The organism is Rhizobium sp. RU36D, from assembly GCF_900176345.1.
Classification (GTDB): Bacteria; Pseudomonadota; Alphaproteobacteria; order Rhizobiales; family Rhizobiaceae; genus Allorhizobium.
Genome location: NZ_FWXU01000026.1, coordinates 25,329 through 41,594 on the forward strand (window position 1 = coordinate 25,329; position 16,266 = coordinate 41,594).

The 16,266-nt window shown below is 59.5% G+C and carries 16 protein-coding genes; 9 read left to right on the top strand and 7 right to left on the bottom strand.

The genetic code is table 11. The features are described 5' to 3' along the window. Positions 1–2: 2 nt before the first annotated feature. The 5 genes from B9A97_RS23900 to B9A97_RS23920 all read left to right on the top strand — a co-directional run bounded on the left by B9A97_RS23900 (position 3) and on the right by B9A97_RS23920 (position 5,910). Positions 3–1,097, top strand: coding sequence for a methylenetetrahydrofolate reductase (locus B9A97_RS23900; protein WP_084368336.1), 1,095 nt, complete (start codon positions 3–5; stop codon positions 1,095–1,097). Positions 1,098–1,193: 96 nt separating this feature from the next. Further along, positions 1,194–2,153: a methyltetrahydrofolate cobalamin methyltransferase gene (locus B9A97_RS23905; RefSeq protein ID WP_084368337.1), complete on the top strand. Its 960-nt coding sequence runs from the start codon at positions 1,194–1,196 to the stop codon at positions 2,151–2,153. A gap of 203 nt (positions 2,154–2,356) precedes the next feature. Beyond that, positions 2,357–4,387 (top strand): ASKHA domain-containing protein, encoded by a 2,031-nt coding sequence (locus B9A97_RS23910; RefSeq protein ID WP_084368338.1) that lies wholly within the window; start codon positions 2,357–2,359, stop codon positions 4,385–4,387. A gap of 121 nt (positions 4,388–4,508) precedes the next feature. After that, positions 4,509–5,273 (top strand): IS5 family transposase, encoded by a 765-nt coding sequence (locus B9A97_RS23915; protein ID WP_244564344.1) that lies wholly within the window; start codon positions 4,509–4,511, stop codon positions 5,271–5,273. Positions 5,274–5,334: 61 nt separating this feature from the next. Then, positions 5,335–5,910 carry a YdeI/OmpD-associated family protein gene (locus B9A97_RS23920; RefSeq protein ID WP_084368339.1) on the top strand — a complete coding sequence of 192 codons (576 nt, stop codon included), beginning with the start codon at positions 5,335–5,337 and terminating at the stop codon, positions 5,908–5,910. A gap of 70 nt (positions 5,911–5,980) precedes the next feature. On the opposite strand, the gene B9A97_RS23925 is transcribed toward B9A97_RS23920, so the two are convergent. Next, on the bottom strand, positions 5,981–6,877 hold the full coding sequence (locus B9A97_RS23925; protein WP_084368388.1) for a LysR family transcriptional regulator: 897 nt from the start codon (positions 6,875–6,877) through the stop codon (positions 5,981–5,983). Between the two features lie 108 nt (positions 6,878–6,985). Between B9A97_RS23925 and B9A97_RS29925 the strand changes: the two genes are divergently transcribed. From B9A97_RS29925 to B9A97_RS23935, 3 genes are all read left to right on the top strand, one after another. Continuing rightward, positions 6,986–7,150, top strand: a complete 165-nt coding sequence (locus B9A97_RS29925; RefSeq protein WP_179145385.1) for a hypothetical protein — start codon at positions 6,986–6,988, stop codon at positions 7,148–7,150. 137 nt (positions 7,151–7,287) lie between these two features. Next, on the top strand, positions 7,288–7,476 hold the full coding sequence (locus B9A97_RS23930) for a YjiS-like domain-containing protein (RefSeq protein ID WP_084368340.1): 189 nt from the start codon (positions 7,288–7,290) through the stop codon (positions 7,474–7,476). Positions 7,477–7,765: 289 nt separating this feature from the next. Then, on the top strand, positions 7,766–8,785 hold the full coding sequence (locus B9A97_RS23935) for a GlxA family transcriptional regulator (protein ID WP_084368341.1): 1,020 nt from the start codon (positions 7,766–7,768) through the stop codon (positions 8,783–8,785). Between the two features lie 82 nt (positions 8,786–8,867). Here the strand turns inward: B9A97_RS23935 and B9A97_RS23940 are convergent, their stop codons facing one another. From B9A97_RS23940 to B9A97_RS23960, 5 genes are all read right to left on the bottom strand, one after another. Beyond that, positions 8,868–11,303: a hypothetical protein gene (locus B9A97_RS23940; RefSeq protein WP_084368342.1), complete on the bottom strand. Its 2,436-nt coding sequence runs from the start codon at positions 11,301–11,303 to the stop codon at positions 8,868–8,870. Positions 11,304–11,307: 4 nt separating this feature from the next. Next, a complete protein-coding gene (locus tag B9A97_RS23945; RefSeq protein ID WP_084368343.1) occupies positions 11,308–11,964 on the bottom strand; it encodes a hypothetical protein in 657 nt (218 codons plus the stop codon). A 156-nt stretch (positions 11,965–12,120) separates the two neighbouring features. Beyond that, complete coding sequence (locus tag B9A97_RS23950) at positions 12,121–12,942, bottom strand: sulfite exporter TauE/SafE family protein (RefSeq protein ID WP_084368344.1); 822 nt, start codon at positions 12,940–12,942, stop codon at positions 12,121–12,123. A gap of 265 nt (positions 12,943–13,207) precedes the next feature. Next, complete coding sequence (locus B9A97_RS23955; protein ID WP_084368345.1) at positions 13,208–13,843, bottom strand: hypothetical protein; 636 nt, start codon at positions 13,841–13,843, stop codon at positions 13,208–13,210. A gap of 119 nt (positions 13,844–13,962) precedes the next feature. After that, positions 13,963–14,544 carry an NAD(P)H-dependent oxidoreductase gene (locus B9A97_RS23960; protein ID WP_084368346.1) on the bottom strand — a complete coding sequence of 194 codons (582 nt, stop codon included), beginning with the start codon at positions 14,542–14,544 and terminating at the stop codon, positions 13,963–13,965. A gap of 466 nt (positions 14,545–15,010) precedes the next feature. On the opposite strand from B9A97_RS23960, the gene B9A97_RS23965 reads away from it, so the two are divergent. Beyond that, positions 15,011–15,397 (top strand): acyl-CoA thioesterase, encoded by a 387-nt coding sequence (locus B9A97_RS23965; RefSeq protein ID WP_084368347.1) that lies wholly within the window; start codon positions 15,011–15,013, stop codon positions 15,395–15,397. On the opposite strand, the gene B9A97_RS23970 is transcribed toward B9A97_RS23965, so the two are convergent. Then, a complete protein-coding gene (locus B9A97_RS23970) occupies positions 15,392–16,171 on the bottom strand; it encodes a helix-turn-helix transcriptional regulator (protein WP_084368348.1) in 780 nt (259 codons plus the stop codon). The genes B9A97_RS23965 and B9A97_RS23970 overlap by 6 nt on opposite strands. Positions 16,172–16,266: the final 95 nt, after the last annotated feature.

Below are 16,266 nucleotides of genomic sequence, written 5' to 3' on the forward strand. Positions count from 1 at the left end.
CGATGGCCCAGATTGATGAAAACCCCCGTGGCGCGCATCTGCCGCTCGATCCCCTTCCCGGCCATTCCTCGCTTGGCCGTCTGGAGCGCGTTCTGCGCCGCGGCGAATTCGCCGTCACCGCCGAACTCAATCCGCCCGACAGCGCCGACCCGGAAGACGTCTACGAGCGTGCCAAGGTCTTCGACGGCTGGGTTGACGGCATCAACGCCGTGGATGCTTCGGGCGCCAATTGCCACATGTCCTCCGTCGGCATCTGCGCCCTTCTGACCCGCATGGGTTATGCGCCGATCATGCAGATTGCCTGCCGCGACAAGAACCGGATCGCCATCCAGGGCGATGTGCTGGGGGCGGCCGCCATGGGCGTGCAGAACATCCTCTGCCTCACCGGCGATGGGGTCCAGGCCGGCGACCAGCCCGGCGCCAAGCCGGTCTTCGACCTCGACTGCATGTCGCTCCTGGAAACCGTGCGCACGATGCGCGACAATTCGAAATTCCTGTCCGGCCGCAAGCTGACCACGCCGCCCAAGGTCTTCCTGGGAGCCGCCATCAATCCCTTTGCCCCACCCTATGATTTCCGCCCCTATCGTCTCGGCAAAAAGATCGAGGCCGGCGCCCAGTTCGTCCAGAGCCAGTATTGCTTCGACGTGCCGATGTTCCGTGACTACATGAAGAAGGTCCGCGACCTCGGCTTCCATGAAAAATGCTACATCCTCGTCGGTGTCGGACCGCTCGCCTCAGCCAAGACAGCCAAGTGGATCCGCTCCAACGTGCCGGGCATCCATATTCCCGATTCCGTCATTGCCCGCCTTGAGGGTGCGCAGGACCAGAAGAAGGAAGGCAAGCAACTCTGTATCGACATCATCAACGAGGTGAAGGAGATCGAGGGCGTTTCCGGCGTGCATGTCATGGCTTATCGCCAGGAGGAATATGTGGCCGAGATCGTCGCCGAGTCGGGCGTGCTGAAAGGCCGGCAACCCTGGAAGCGCGAGGCTGGCCGTGGTGATAGCCTAGTCGCCGATCGCATGGCCGACATCGCCTCCGAACCGCCCCAGGACCAGCAGGCGCTGGCGAATAAGGCGGCACAACAGCCGCACTGATGAACCCTGTGGGCGCCGCAGCCGCGCCCGCGACCGACACCTTGCATCCACCGGCCCGTTGGCAAACAGTGTCCTCAGGCCCTATCGGAGATCCACATGACCCGTACCATCGTCGCGTCCGCCACCAAGGAAATCATCATCGGCTTCGACCAGCCCTTCTGCGTCATCGGCGAGCGGATCAATCCGACCGGCCGCAAGAAGCTGGCCGCCGAGATGATCGAGGGCAATTTCGACACCGTGATCAAGGACGCGCTGGAACAGGTCGCGGCCGGCGCCACCATGCTGGACGTCAATGCCGGCGTCACCTCCGTCAACCCCAACGAAACCGAGCCGGCTCTCCTGGTCAAGACGCTCGAAATCGTCCAGGGCCTGGTCGACGTGCCGCTGTCGATCGACAGTTCCGTCACCGCCGCCATCGAGGCCGCGCTCAAGGTCGCCAAGGGTCGTCCGCTGGTCAATTCGGTCACCGGCGAGGAAGAAAAGCTCGAGGCCATCCTGCCGCTCTGCGCCAAGTACAACGTGCCCGTCGTCGCCATTTCCAATGACGAGACCGGCATTTCCATGGATCCCGACGTGCGCTTCGCCGTCGCCAAGAAGATCGTCGAGCGCGCCATGGACTACGGCATCAAGCCGGAAGACGTGGTCGTCGATCCGCTCGTCATGCCGATCGGCGCGCTGGGTGACGCCGGCCGGCAGGTCTTCGCCCTGCTCCACCGCCTGCGCAACGAATTGAAGGTCAACACTACCTGCGGCCTGTCCAACATTTCCTTCGGCCTGCCGCACCGCCACGGCATCAATGCCGGCTTCATCCCCATGGTCATTGGCGCCGGCATGACGTCCGCCATCATGAACCCCTGCCGCCCGCAGGAAATGGAAGCCGTCCGCGCCGCAAACGTCCTGAACGGCACCGATCCCAATTGCGGCAACTGGATCATGACCTATCGCGACCACAAGCCCGCGGAAGCTGGCGCCGCCTCCACCACGCCACCGGCTGCCGCGTCAGGTCGTCGTGGTGGCCGCGCGGCACGGGCCGGTGCGGGAGCGGCGACGGAATAGGTTTGTGCACCAACCCCTCATCCGCCTGCCGGCACCTTCTCCCCGCGGGCGGGGAGAAGACACAAGCGGGAACGCGGCCAGTCCCCTCGCCCCGTTTACGGGGAGAGGGTTAGGGTGAGGGGCGAGGCGGTCCTCTCGACATCGGCAGGAATCCCGCTTAGTCACGCCCCTTGCTTCCATGCCTCTCAGGAAATGCATCGCTCATGACCGACATCGATCCCCTCGTTCTCTTCATGCCCTCGGGCAAGCGTGGCCGCTTCCCGGTCGGCACGCCGGTGCTGGAGGCCGCGCGCCAGCTTGGCGTCTATGTCGAGAGCGTCTGCGGCGGTCGTGCCACCTGCGGGCGCTGCCAGATCGAGGTCCAGGAAGGCAATTTCGCCAAGCACGGCATCACCTCGTCCAATGACCACATCTCGCCCGTCGGTCCGAAGGAAGAGCGCTATGACCGCGTTCGGGGCCTTCCGGAGGGCCGGCGCCTCTCGTGCTCGGCCACGATCCTTGGAGACCTGGTCGTCGACGTGCCGCAGGATACGGTCGTCAACGCCCAGGTGGTGCGCAAGGCCGCCAGCGACCGGGTGATCGAGCGCAACCCCGCCATCCATCTCTGCTATGTCGAAGTCGACGAGCCCGACATGCACAAACCGCTGGGCGACCTGGATCGTCTTAAGGTGATGCTGGAGAAAGACTGGGGCCTGAGAGACCTGCAGGTCGAGCCCTATCTCTATCCGCTCGTGCAGAAGATCCTGCGAAAGGGCAATTGGACGGTCACCGCCGCCATCCACCGCGATCTCGAAACCTCTAGGCCCACCATCACGGCGCTGTGGCCCGGCCTGCACAACGAGGCCTATGGCCTTGCTTGTGATATCGGCTCCACCACCATTGCCATGCATTTGGTCTCGCTGCTGTCGGGCCGCGTGGTCGCCTCCTCCGGCACGTCAAACCCGCAGATCCGCTTCGGCGAGGATCTGATGAGCCGCGTTTCCTACGTGATGATGAACCCTGACGGACGCGAGGCCATGACAAAGGCCGTGCGTCAGGCGGTATCCGAACTCACCGACAAGGTCTGCGCCGAAGGAGGTGTCAGCCGAACTGACATCCTCGACTCGGTCTTCGTCGCCAACCCCATCATGCACCACCTGTTCCTCGGCATCGATCCGACCGAACTCGGCCAGGCGCCGTTCGCGCTGGCCGTATCGGGTGCCGTCTCCTGCCAGGCCAGGGACATCGAGCTCGCGCTTAATCCCGGCGCCCGCACCTATCTCCTGCCCTGCATCGCCGGCCATGTCGGCGCAGATGCCGCCGGAGCGACATTGGCCGAAGGCCCGCATCGCCAGGACCGGATGATGCTGATGGTCGATGTCGGCACCAATGCCGAGATTGTGCTCGGCAATCGCGAGCGGACCGTGGCCGCTTCGTCGCCAACAGGTCCGGCCTTCGAGGGTGCGGAAATCTCCTGCGGCCAGCGCGCGGCGCCTGGCGCCATCGAACGCGTCCGGATCGACCCGCAGACGCTCGAACCGCGTTTTAAGGTCATCGGCGTCGAGCAATGGTCGGACGAGGAGGGCTTTGCCGAAGCCGCGGAAAAGACCGGCATCACCGGTATCTGCGGCTCCGCCATCATTGAGGTCGTGGCCGAGATGTATCTCTCCGGGGTCATCTCCGCTGATGGCGTCGTCGATGGTGCGATGGCGGCAAAAAGCTCGCGCATCCTGGAAAACGGCCGCACCTTCTCCTACCTGCTGCATGAGGGTGCGCAGAAGATCACTGTCACCCAGAACGACGTGCGCGCCATTCAGCTGGCCAAGGCCGCGCTCTATGCGGGGATCAAGCTGCTCATGGAAAAGCTCGGCGTCGATACGGTCGATACCATCCGCTTCGCCGGCGCTTTCGGCTCTTTCATCGATCCGAAATATGCCATGGTGCTGGGCCTGATCCCGGACTGCGACCTGTCCGAGGTCAAGGCGGTCGGCAATGCCGCCGGCACCGGCGCGCTGATGGCGCTGCTCAACCGGGGCCACCGCCGCGAGATCGAGGAAACCGTCACCCGCATCGAGAAGATCGAGACGGCGCTGGAGCCGCATTTCCAGCAACTCTTCATCGACGCCATGGCCCTGCCCAACAAGGTCGACCCCTTCCCGAAACTCTCGGCTGCCGTCACGCTGCCCGAGCGGAAGATCTTGTCGGACGGCGATGGCGAAGGCGGTGGACGTCGGAGACGCAGAAGCCGCGAGTGATGTTGATAATCGGCAGATCGCAGACTGGGCCTTAAACATCTAGGCTGTGGTGACAATTTAGGGGGGAGGGATTCCGCTTTGGCAGCAAATCAGATTCAACACTGACTTTTGGAGGTCGGTGATGGATGGGGAAGTTCTTCGCGATGATCAGTGGGATCGAGTGAAATCGTTCGTTCCCGGCGGTCGCAAAGGCAAGCGGGGTCCGCGCAGTGACGGGCGTCAGTTCTTTGACGCGGTGCTATGGCTGGCGCGATCAGGTGCGCGCTGGCGAGATCTGCCCGAGGATCGGTTCGGCCCTTATCAGACGCTGAAGCGCCGCTACTATCCTTGGATTGAACAAGGTGTGTTCGATCGGATTTTCGAGGCGGTAGCCGTCGATCCTGACCTGGAGTGGTTTTCGATCGATGCGACAGTCATCCGCGCTCAGGCTCAAGCCGGCGGTGGCCGACGAAAAAGGGGGGACCGCAAGCCCAGGCTCTCGGTCGCTCCCGCAGCGGATTTGGCAGCAAAAATCCATGCAGTAGTCGATACGCTCGGCCTTCCGGTGCGCTTCCACCTCGGACCAGGCCAGCAAAATGACATGGCTCCGGCTGGCGATCTCGTTAGGGGCATGTCGGCCAAACAGGTGCTGGCAGACCGCGCCTATGACGCCGACAGCCTTCATGACATTATCCTCGAACAGGGCGGCGAACCGGTGATACCGCCGCGCCGGCATCACAAGTATCAGCATGATTATGACCGCATCGCTTACAAGGCACGATGGGGTATCGAGAGCTTCTTCGCAAAGCTCAAGCAGTGGCGGCGCATCGCCACTCGCTACGACAAAATCGCTGCCAACTTCATGGGCTTCATCAAAATCGCCAGCATAATGTTATGGCTCAAATGATTAATTTGTCACTACAGCCTAAAGCCTTCCAAGACTGCTCACATTATTCTAGACAGCGGTCATGAGCCCGACCCCGCAAATCACCCGCTCTTTCGCAACCTCAGGCGAGCTCGCTTTGTGGCTGGCCGAGAATCATGACAGCGCCACGGAGCTCTGGATACGGATCTATAAGGCGGGCTCTGGCACGCCCTCTGTCACCTGGGCCGATTGCGTGATCGAGGCCATAACCTATGGCTGGATCGACAGCCAGAAACAGTCGCTGGATGCCAATTCCTATGTCCAGCGCATCACGCCCCGAAAAGCAAAGTCCAACTGGTCCAGGAAGAACTGCGAACATGCTGAACGTTTGATCGCCGAAGGCCGCATGATGCCTGCAGGGCTGGCCCACGTCCAGGCCGCGCGACAGGATGGTCGTTGGGACAGCGCCTATGCAGGCTCTGCCACCATGACTATTCCCGAAGATTTTCTGACCTCACTGGAAACAAGGCCAGCGGCCAAGGCCTTTTTTCAAACCCTTGATCGAAAAAACCTCTATCCGATCTATTATCGCCTCCAGACTGCCAAGGGCACCGAAACCCGCAACAAGCGCATGCAGCAGATCCTCGATCAACTGGAGCGCGGCGAGAAATTCCACTGAGGAATCATCGTCTTCGGCGACATCTGCTGCCAATGGCCATGTCTGCGTTTTCTCCCCCGGATAGGGCTTGTCACGCCGCGAGGCTGAGCAGTTCCGCGAAGGCAAATCGCACACTGTCGGCGACGGCCTTGACCGGTTCCGATGCATCGCCTGATGTCAGCAGGCGCACCTGGAAGCTTCCGAGTTCCGGCAGGCCGTTCTTGGCACCGAGGGCCACCATGTCAGAGGTCAGGTAGCTGCGTGGCAGTGGCGCCACCGCAAGGTCCGCCACCACGGCGGCCCGCTGTGCCATTGTATGGGCGCTGAGATAGGCGATGCGATAGGGCCGCTTTTCCTTTTCCAGCCGAGACAGAGCGTCGGCCCGCCAGCAGCAGCCGTCTTCCCAGATCGACACGGGCAATGGCTCGCGCAGATGCGCCGTGCCGCAGCGGGCGCCGGCCCAGACAAGCTGCTCCGTATGAATGATTTCGCCCTCGATCGAGGTCACGCCCGGCGATGTATTGACCAGCGTCAGATCCAGCCGCTGCTCCTGCAGCCGCCGGCGCAACTGGTTGCTGGTATCCACCGTCAGGTCGACCATGATCGCCGGATAAACCTCCGCAAAGCGCCGGAGGATGGTCGGCATGAAACGTTCGCCGATATCGTCGGGCGCACCGAGCCGCACGACGCCGCGCATTTCCGGCATCCGGAAGCGGCTGACGGCCTCGTTTGACAGCGCGAGGATGCGCCGCGCATAGGTCAGCAGGGTTTCGCCGCCGTGGGTGAGCGATACCGAGCGCGCATCCCTGAGGAAAAGCGGCGCCCCGAGTTGATCCTCGAGCTTCTTGATCTGCATGGACACGGCCGATGGCGTCCGGAACACCCGCTCGGCGGCGGCCGAGAAACTGCCGGAATCCGCAATCGCCACGAAGGTTCTGAGCACATCGATTTCCAGCAGCGGAAGGACTTGCTGTTCCAGTGATCCCATCACGGCACCTTCAATTATATTGAACATAAAAGACATATCATTGCATTTGATTGATTGTCAATGCAGGCGAAGGATCAGTCCATCGGCAATCAAGATGGGAGAGCGCAGATGATCCTGGCATCCGCCCTGAGACTGATCAGCGATATGTATGGACGCTGGCAGCAGCGCCGCAAAAGACGACACCTCGAACGCAACCTGTCGCGGGAAATGCAGGCCCTGCCCCACAATGTGCGGCACGACCTCAACTGGCCTGGAAACGATCGGGTCGACTAATCATCAATTTTGATGATCGATAACATCATAAACATTCGTTTGATTGATGAAGCCTGCAATGAAAAGAGTGATCACGCGCCAAACGGGCGCACAACCGTGAGGATAAGATGATGACCTTGGTAAGTTATGATGCTCGGATGACCCGGCAACCGCGCCGGTCATCCCATACCGCCGCCTTCCTGCAGACATCCGTCAGTGCCGCCGAACGCTTGGGCAGATGGTGGCAGCAGCGCAGACAGCTCCGCGCCCTGGAGTCCATGCCGGCGGACCTGCGCAAGGATATCGGCTGGCCCGGCGCCGACCGCCTGAACCCGTCGCGCCGCTAACGACCCCGCGCGCGGGCCCGTGCCGGAGTCGCGAAGAGGCCAATAGCCCCTGGTGGAGGTGGTTGAACCACCCTCCGCGGAAGCGCAAGCGATACAGTCACTTATGGCCTGAGGCCGCCATAGGGGCCGCCCCTCAAGTCGCAATCGGAAAACTCGGAAGAAAAATCTGCGTATTTTGTGCGGCGGGTGGGCCACGCCGCGCATTTCCATGCTAGTGTCGCTTTTGAGCTATCGAGATGACGAATTCCAAGCAAGGAATGAGCATCTTTCGCCGCGCACGGGCCCTCACATGAGCAAATCGCAGACCAAGAAGCGTTCCCTGGTTTTTTTCCTCGTGCCGCATTTCACCATGCTGCCCTTTGCCGGCGCCATCGAGACGCTGCGCATCGCAAATCGCATGCTAGGCTACCAGGCATATGAATGGCGTCTGGCCTCGGTCGATGGCCAAAAAGTCTATTCCTCCTCGGGCATCGGCATCGAGGTCAATGGCGGACTGGCCGACGAGCGCCGCTACCTGAGCGGCGAGAATCGGCCGAACATGGTAATGGTCTGTTCCGGCATCTATGTCGAGGAATTCTCGAACAAATCGGTCAATGCCTGGTTGCGTGAAGCCTATAATCGCGGCGCCATCGTCGGCAGCCTCTGTACGGGCGCCCATGTGCTGGCCCAGGCGGGCCTGCTCAATGGCAAACGCTGCGCCATCCACTGGGAAAACCTGCCGGGCTTTGCCGAGGCCTTTCCCCAGGCAGAAGTCTATGCCGACCTCTATGAAGTCGACGGCAATCTCTACACCTGCGCCGGCGGTACCGCATCGCTGGACATGATGCTGAATATCATCGGCCAGGATTTCGGCGAAGGCTTGGTCAACCGGGTTTGCGAACAGCACTTGACGGACCGCGTTCGCAGCCCCCACGATCGCCAGCGCCTGCCGCTTAGGGCGCGTCTCGGCGTCCAGAACTCCAAGGTTCTCTCGATCATCGAGCTGATGGAAAGCAATCTTGCCGAGCCGCTGTCGCTCCTGGAGATCGCCGACGATGCTGGCCTGTCCCGCCGCCAGATCGAACGCCTCTTCAGGCAGGAAATGGGTCGCTCGCCTGCCCGCTACTATCTCGAAATCCGGCTCGACCGCGCCCGCCACCTGCTCGTCCAGTCGTCCATGCCCGTCGTCGAAGTCGCCGTCGCCTGCGGCTTCGTCTCCGCCTCACACTTCTCCAAGTGTTATCGCGAACTCTACAATCGCTCGCCGCAGCAGGAACGCGCGGAACGAAAGCTGACGATGTCGAGCAATCGGACCGGGGTTGTGGTGTGAGGACGCAGTAGCGGCCGGGCCTGCCGGCGGCTATCCGCTTCAAGATCTGCTGAGACAATTCAGACTTTTTGCCGCTAGATAATTAGCACCACTGCGAGATGTAGCTATCTAGTCGTGCGGAGACCGCCGCTAGATCATGATTACCTTTTATACTTGCGATTATTCTCCGAAGTTGATCCTCGGCCGCTTGAGAGACCTTCGAATGGAGAGAAAATACATCTTCAGCGAGGCAAAAGTCATAGAACCTGCTGTGCTCAGGCTCCTGCTTCCAGCCATCTGCACTTAGACGTTGGACTTTGATTTCCTGCCTGCGGTTCACGAAACCGAACAGTCGAACCACACTAATGACGTTTGTGATTTTTACAACGATCCATCGCTCGAACGTGTCGGCGTCAGTATCAAGACTTGCCGCATCAACGAAAGGCACCTCCATATCTTTGAACGCTCTTTGCGGCAAAGGCAAACGCATAGCCGACATGTTGAGATAGGCAACGTCTGAAGTCAGGCGATTGAGCAACAACTCTAGTTTTGGGAGACAGACAACCTCGTTGTCTTCCATGTCTTGAGAGTTCTCAAAGTTCAAATTTGTATTTTCAAATTCTATGATCTGATGCTCATACAACTCCTCCAGAGATGCGAGCACTGCGCCTCGATCGTAACCGAACAAATAGCTCATCTGAGTCATGACGTCGCCAACGTTCAAGCTCGTTTGCGGAATTCCGCGATTTCTGGGTTGCATTTGCCTTAGGTATTTTTGATTGAGATCGAGCAACTGGATCAATCGCAGCATTATCAGAATGTAAGACGTATCGACCCGCCATCCTACTTCTGCGACTATAAACGGCGACCTTCGTCTGGTTGCAACCCTCTTCTGGGGGTAAGGAAACCGAAATAGCGAAGGCAGGAAACGTGAATCATATTTCTGTTGACTCCCCAGTACCCGCAACACACCTTTTTCGGTCAGCACATAACGATAGGCGACAGGAGGAAGGCGTCGGCCAGCCTTCATCAATGCCTCTACGGCCCTATAGGATACAGCTTTGCGCGGCAACATAGAGACGAATTCGAAATATTTGTATTGGAGCATGTGCATTTTGGCGCGAAGATTTCCTCCTTGTATACGCTCAAGTGAGTCAAGAAAGGCACCGGGTTCTTCGTTATGCTCGCCGTCCGAGGCGTGAAGAAAATCACTGAAATCACTGAGGTGCTGTTTAAAATCTATTGCATTCAAGCGGAGTTGACCCGCAGCCTCCAAGATTGGGATCTCCTCGGCGACGTATTCAAGCCGCTGTGTCAGGACTTTCCTTAGAGGAATCGTATCAAGGGCGAACTCACCGACTTGAGCATTGTCGAATGTGTCCTTGAAATCTGGTTTCAGAATGTTTTTTAAAGTGCCAGTGCGTGTTACGATGAGCATTCCCATGCCCGTGCGCTTTTTACTGTTAACCAATTCCATCGACTGTGCGACGATTTTGTTGAAGCGCTGCCGATAGCTTCTGGTTATCTCCATCAGGTCTAAGCCGTCGATCGCACAGATAAAACTATATCCGCTCTTGCGTGCGGCTGCTATAACCCAGTTCGCGATACGGGGCGATATCACCTTGTCGGACAATACCGCGTCTTGGACGCCTGTCTCGGGGGCACCGCCATCCTCGAATATCTGCCGGGCTCTTTGGAGTTCTTGGATGATCTTCGCTCTATCCGCTTTTGATTTTTGCGATAGAACTGTCTCGCGAAAATATCGCTCGATATCGATCGCGTTCCTGACCGGCTTTGTGAAATGCCAAGATTGCTCGTTATAGTAACGCAATATGATCTTAGCTGCCTGGGCGTTTATCCAGTCCTGAAGCCGATCATCATAACCTAAGTCGTTTACGACACTTACGCGCACCCATATAACCTTCCTCTCATCGAAATACGTATTGTACGTCGAGAGCAAGTGATTGAGAAAGAATGTCTTACCCGCGCCTTTCGGGCCAAAAAGCAAAGTAGCTCTCGCAGCATTCATTGCCTTGCCTTGAGAATCGACCGTCGTGGCCAATATCTTGGCCTGTTCCTTTGCAATTTCAACTAGCCGGTCTACGAAGTATTTCGCATTTTCTCGCGACCCATTTGCTACAGTTATCTCTCCATAATCTTTGGCTGTCGGATCTTGGACCCGGTCGGTGCCGGTGTAGCAGTATGCATTGATAAGGGCGCTGGTGTTATACTGGTCACGCGGGTTTACGGCGATGTGACCAAGTCGTCGATGGATATGCGATTCCAACTTGTCTGTCTGCGAGAGCTTCTTCACCTCAGGACTATCGCGACCATCCCCAAATGAAGCGGAGTCCGAATACTGCTTACTGGAATTGCCGGTCGGCAACTCTACATGATATTGAATGATATCAATGGGTTCAGCATCTTCATCAGTCGAAAAATCTATGAGTTCCTCCGCCTTTGCCGAGAAACTGGAGCTTAGAGCTTCAAAGATCTTTTTTTCTATGTTGGCCTGAAGGTCGTCACTATCTGCGCTCATTTTGTTAATTCTGTCCGATCAACTTGACTACCTCTTGCCATGCGAAAGCCACATGGGGTGGTCCATTTATGCTGAATTGCTCCATCCGGCGGTTGGCGTATTCAACATACCCATGAGGACGTTTTGGAATGATTGTGCAAACTGAGAGTATGCCCGGTCGAGAGCTTGACGCCGGGTATGGTATCTTAATAAATTTCTTTATCAATCCGTGTATGTCGGCACACACGCTCGTCTCGTATTCGGGTAGAATGACCATTGGCAGGCCAACGCTCTTTTCATACTCAACGGCACGAATTACTGGTTCGCCGACCAGCAGGCCAGAAGAAAAACTGACTGGGCCAAATGCGATTCCACCGCGCAAAGGTAAATCCTGAACAATATGTTTGTCTATAGCTTCCCGTACCGCACTGAGAAGCAACTCAAGGGCGTCTGCGTTATTAGACCCAGTAGTCGGAACGGCGATGAACAGATTGTCCGAAAAGGGAAAATATTTTACCCCCTTTTTCTCGAACCGAACTTGGGAAGCTTTTTGAGCCTGCTCGATACGCCGATGAAGATCTACAAGATTTCCCTTAGAATCTCTAAGGAGTTGAGTGAAACCATAAACATCAACGAAAGCAACCCAAGCGTTAGAAGCACCTTCCAAAGTGTTTTTAATCATCAATCTGTCTCCCCTGACTGCATAACGCGAACCTTGATTGGAGCGCAACCAGAAAATTGAACCGCGCCGACGCTAACTGAGGCTACAAACTCTGAGAAGGTGGGGCCGATATCCATTCGGTATTCCGATCGCCCGTCGCGGGCGAGCCCCGCCCTCTCAGCCCACCAGGCTCCAGAAAAACCGCGCCGACACAAACAGCAGGAACAGCGCAAAGCCCAGTTCCAGCTGCCGTTTGTTGAGGCTATGGGCGATCTGCGCGCCATAGGGCGTGACCACCATGGCGATCGGGAAGATCACGGCAAAGGCGATCCAGTTGACATAGCCAGTTGAAAAGGGCGGAAGCCCCGGCTCGCCCCAGCCGGCATAGATGAAGCCGAAAAAGGCGGGGATCGAGATCAGCACGCCCACGCCGGAGGAGGTCGCCACCGCCTGATGGATCGGTCGGCCATAAAGCGTCATGAAGGTGTTGTTGAACACCCCGCCGCCGACCCCCATCAGTCCGGAAAACAATCCGATCCCGACGCCGACAAGGAACCGCCAGGGCTGGCCCGGCAGCTCGGTGCCCATATGCAGGCGGTTGGAGAGAAACAGCATGCGCGCCGCCAGCACCAGGCCCATGACCGCGAAGAACAGCCGCAATCCCTCGCTGGAGACGAAGGCGACGACGACGGTCGCCAGCAACGCGCCGGCCGGAACCGCGATTAGCCAGCCCTTCAATAGCCCCATATCGACAGCCCCGCGTGTCAGATGCGCCCGGAAAGAGCGCAGCGAGGTCGGCACGATCAGCGCCGTCGATGTGCCGACGGCCAGATGCATGATCACATCCTCGGGTATGCCGGCATAGCCGAACACCTGGTAGAAGACCGGCACCAGCACCGCGCCGCCGCCAATCCCGAACACCCCCGCCAGCAGGCCGGAAACAGCACCTGCGGCGGCCAGCATCACGGCAAACAACAGGATATCGGCAATCGGCGGCATGGACAGATCCTTCAGGCGGCGACGATCCGGTCGGATCAGTCATCAAACCGTGATCTTCTTAGGCCATGCTGCAGTGCAAGCAAGGAACGATATCGGCTTTGCGGTACGCTATTGCGGCCGCGCATCGATGATCGCCTGCCCAAGCCATTTTCTGCCCAGCGAGTTTCAGCAAGCGATTTTCAGCCACCCGGCGGCGACGTCCCCCACACAGCCGCTCCGTGTCAGCAGCCGGCCTCCGCGCCGGCTGCTTTTCCGTGCCGCCCTGTCAGTTCTGCACCACCACAGGGGCATCGGTGCCGATGCCATCGACCACGACCTGGCTCGGATTGTCCTCGGCAATCGTCAGGTGGCTGCCGGGCGGTGGCGGGGTCAGCACCTGCTGCTGCGGTGGCTGGCGGCGCTTCAGCGGTATGCCGTCGATCGGAGGAGGACCATCTGCCTGTGGCGGCACAAGCAGCGGATCCGCTGCCGCAGCCCCCGCCACGCCGAGTTCGGCATCGATGTTGATGCCCTCGGAATTGATGTCGGAGACATCGCCGGAAACCGTGGTCTGGCTGGCCTCCGGTGTATAGAGCGGTTCGGCGCTGGCCTCAGCAATGGCATCCAGCGGCGCCGATTGCGGTTCGGCGCCATAGGCGTTCTGGATGGGAGGCGCCATGCCGGTATCTGCATAGCCATAGCTGGCGCTGCTTTCCGGGACCTGCAGCAGGTCCTCGGCATATTGATTGGATGGCGGGTCCTCGACGCGGCCCTCGCGCACCATTTCATGCCGTGGCGGCCGGGCCGGGCCGGCATAACCGATCGGCTCCGGCGGCATCCGGCCACTGCTGGAACAGCTGGCAGCACCACCAAGGGCGAGGGCCAGCACCAGAAAACGCGGCAGTTCCGAATGGGACGACATACGAGCTACAATTCCGTCATTGGCCGCCAGCGGCAGCCACTGCCAAAACCCTACGCCTTTGATGTAAAAACTTCATTGAGCGGCAAGGTTAACGGCCACGGCCGGGCCGCGCCCTCACCCTACCGCGCCAGCCGCCCGAGCTTTCGCATCTCCGCCAGCCAGGCATCGTGCGGGGCCGCATCCTTGCCCGCGACATTGCCCACGATGCTGGCTCGAACCGGCCGGAACCCGACATAGCCGAACATGCCGATCCGCATCGCCTTGAGACTATGGGCGCCATAAACCAGCCGGTAATACCAGCCCGGCATGCCCATGGTGATGACAATCCGCATCGACCGTCCCTTCAGCAGCCCCGGCGACATCGGATTGCCCTTTTGCGAATAGGCAAAGCCCGGCCGCAGTGCCTGCTCGAAAAAGCCTTTGACCAGCGCCGGCATATCTCCCAGCCACAAGGGGAAGACGACCACAACGTGCTGGGCTGCGGCGATCAGCGTCTGCGCCTCAGCAATCGCAGGGGGCACAGCACCACCCTCCTGCTCCGCCTGGGACTGCAGCAGCGGAAATTCGATCTGCGACAGGTCGAGACGAGACACCTCATGTCCGCCCTCCGTTGCCCCCTCGGCATAGGCATCGGCGAGCGCATGACAGAAATGCCGCACGCTACCATCCGGATGGCCCTGGATGATCAGGATGTTTGACATTGATATCCCGCAGCTCGTTTAACCTAACCCTGGGAGAAGAATATGGCATCCGGGTAAGGCTTGGCCTTGATCCAGGTCATGGGATGCCACGGGTAGGAAAGAAGAAACCGCCAGTGGCATCATGCCACCGGCGGTCTGAGGACCGCGGGCTGGGAGGAGGACGCCGGCGGCCCAAGCGCGGAGGAGGAGCCACGCGCGATGGTATGTGACGCTTGGCGCGCCGATCATGGCTCGCCTCGATACATGGTGCCCTTCCGCCTTCAGAGATGTCGGGTGGCGGGCAACTCTTCATGGCATAATAGCCCAAATCGTTGTCGATTTCTTACATTCTAATATAAAAATTTTCGTTCGTAAGAATTCACATAAGGTGCCGGCGAATTCAGCGGGAATGACGTTGTCCGGCCTGCATTTTCTGCATAGGTTTGGGCATCACACATCGTGCCAGAGCCAGATTCGGGAGACAAGCATGACGCCAAATGCCGCCGTTAAGGGAGAGATGACGCTGCGCACGCTGGCCATGCCGGGGGATGCCAATGCCGCGGGCGATATCTTCGGCGGCTGGGTCATGGCCCAGATGGACCTGGCCTGCGGCATCCGTGCCGCCGAGCGCGCCGGCGGGCGTGTCGTCACCGCCGCCGTGCAGGAAATGGCTTTCGCCATGCCGGTCAAGATCGGCGATACGCTGTGCGTCTATACCGATATCGCCCGGGTCGGCCGGACCTCGATCACGCTCTCGGTAGAAGTCTGGGCGCAGCGCTATCTCAGCCCAACCATGGAAAAGGTCACCCAGGCCACCTTTGTCATGGTGGCGCTCGATCAGCATGGCAAGCCCACGCCAGTGCCGTCTTCATAGGTCAGCCACGCCCGCCATCCGGGCGAACAGTGTTTCCGTCGCCACATCGGCGGGAAAGAACATCTCGATCTTGATATCCGCGAGGGCAATATCCTCCGCCGTGCCAAACTGGGTGATGGTCGAAAACATCGGATAGACTTCGCCGCCGAAGCGAAACCGCACGGGCACAACGGGCGGCAGGTCGGCAGAAGGCAGATGGGCTGTCTCGCCGCCCTGTCGCGCCAGAGCGGCCGCCGCACGCTCGAGCAGCGCATCGCCGCCCAGATGGGCGCTTTCCAGCCGAAAACGCGAGGCCAGATGCGCTGCGACCTCCTCCCAGTTTTCCACCAGCTCTGCACCTCGGTCCGGCTGCAGCAGGAATTCGAGAAAACTCTGCCCCTGCGATAGCCCGAAGCCGCCGAGCATGGTCAGTCCGCTGTCATTGGCGTCGAGGATGGTCCAGTGCCGGTCGAAGACGAAGGCGGGATAGGGCATGTGCCCGCGGATCATGTGGGCGATCGCCTTGCGCACCGGCTCCAGAGCCGCGTCGTCCAGGCTGCGCTGGCCATAGGCCGCCCGAAAACCGGCGGCATCCAGCAGAAGATTGCGCTCGGCGCGGGGCATGTCGAGCGCGTCTCCCAGCCGCAGCACCATGGCGCGGCTCGGACGGGCCCGGCCGGTCTCCAGGAAGGCGATATGCCGGGCGGAGACTTCCGCTTCCAGCGCCAATTGCAATTGGCTGAGACGCCTGCGCCCACGCCAAGTCTTCAACTGCTGTGCAAAATCCCGTGTCATTGGCGCCTCCTTATGCCGTTTTATGCCACGGCAAAGGTGAGCCGTCACTGACCTCGGAGGTAATTGAAACACCACCTGTTTGGCCGGATCGTCGG

Coding starts and splice junctions, on each gene's coding strand:
- B9A97_RS23940 (WP_084368342.1), bottom strand. CDS start 11,303: ATGAGCGCAGATAGTGACGACCTTCAGGCCAACATAGAAAAAAAGATC.
- B9A97_RS23955 (WP_084368345.1), bottom strand. CDS start 13,843: ATGTCGTCCCATTCGGAACTGCCGCGTTTTCTGGTGCTGGCCCTCGCC.
- B9A97_RS23910 (WP_084368338.1), top strand. CDS start 2,357: ATGACCGACATCGATCCCCTCGTTCTCTTCATGCCCTCGGGCAAGCGT.
- B9A97_RS23945 (WP_084368343.1), bottom strand. CDS start 11,964: ATGATTAAAAACACTTTGGAAGGTGCTTCTAACGCTTGGGTTGCTTTC.
- B9A97_RS23935 (WP_084368341.1), top strand. CDS start 7,766: ATGAGCAAATCGCAGACCAAGAAGCGTTCCCTGGTTTTTTTCCTCGTG.
- B9A97_RS23930 (WP_084368340.1), top strand. CDS start 7,288: ATGACCCGGCAACCGCGCCGGTCATCCCATACCGCCGCCTTCCTGCAG.
- B9A97_RS23900 (WP_084368336.1), top strand. CDS start 3: ATGGCCCAGATTGATGAAAACCCCCGTGGCGCGCATCTGCCGCTCGAT.
- B9A97_RS23970 (WP_084368348.1), bottom strand. CDS start 16,171: ATGACACGGGATTTTGCACAGCAGTTGAAGACTTGGCGTGGGCGCAGG.
- B9A97_RS23915 (WP_244564344.1), top strand. CDS start 4,509: ATGGATGGGGAAGTTCTTCGCGATGATCAGTGGGATCGAGTGAAATCG.
- B9A97_RS29925 (WP_179145385.1), top strand. CDS start 6,986: ATGATCCTGGCATCCGCCCTGAGACTGATCAGCGATATGTATGGACGC.
- B9A97_RS23905 (WP_084368337.1), top strand. CDS start 1,194: ATGACCCGTACCATCGTCGCGTCCGCCACCAAGGAAATCATCATCGGC.
- B9A97_RS23965 (WP_084368347.1), top strand. CDS start 15,011: ATGACGCCAAATGCCGCCGTTAAGGGAGAGATGACGCTGCGCACGCTG.
- B9A97_RS23950 (WP_084368344.1), bottom strand. CDS start 12,942: ATGCCGCCGATTGCCGATATCCTGTTGTTTGCCGTGATGCTGGCCGCC.
- B9A97_RS23960 (WP_084368346.1), bottom strand. CDS start 14,544: ATGTCAAACATCCTGATCATCCAGGGCCATCCGGATGGTAGCGTGCGG.
- B9A97_RS23925 (WP_084368388.1), bottom strand. CDS start 6,877: ATGGGATCACTGGAACAGCAAGTCCTTCCGCTGCTGGAAATCGATGTG.
- B9A97_RS23920 (WP_084368339.1), top strand. CDS start 5,335: ATGAGCCCGACCCCGCAAATCACCCGCTCTTTCGCAACCTCAGGCGAG.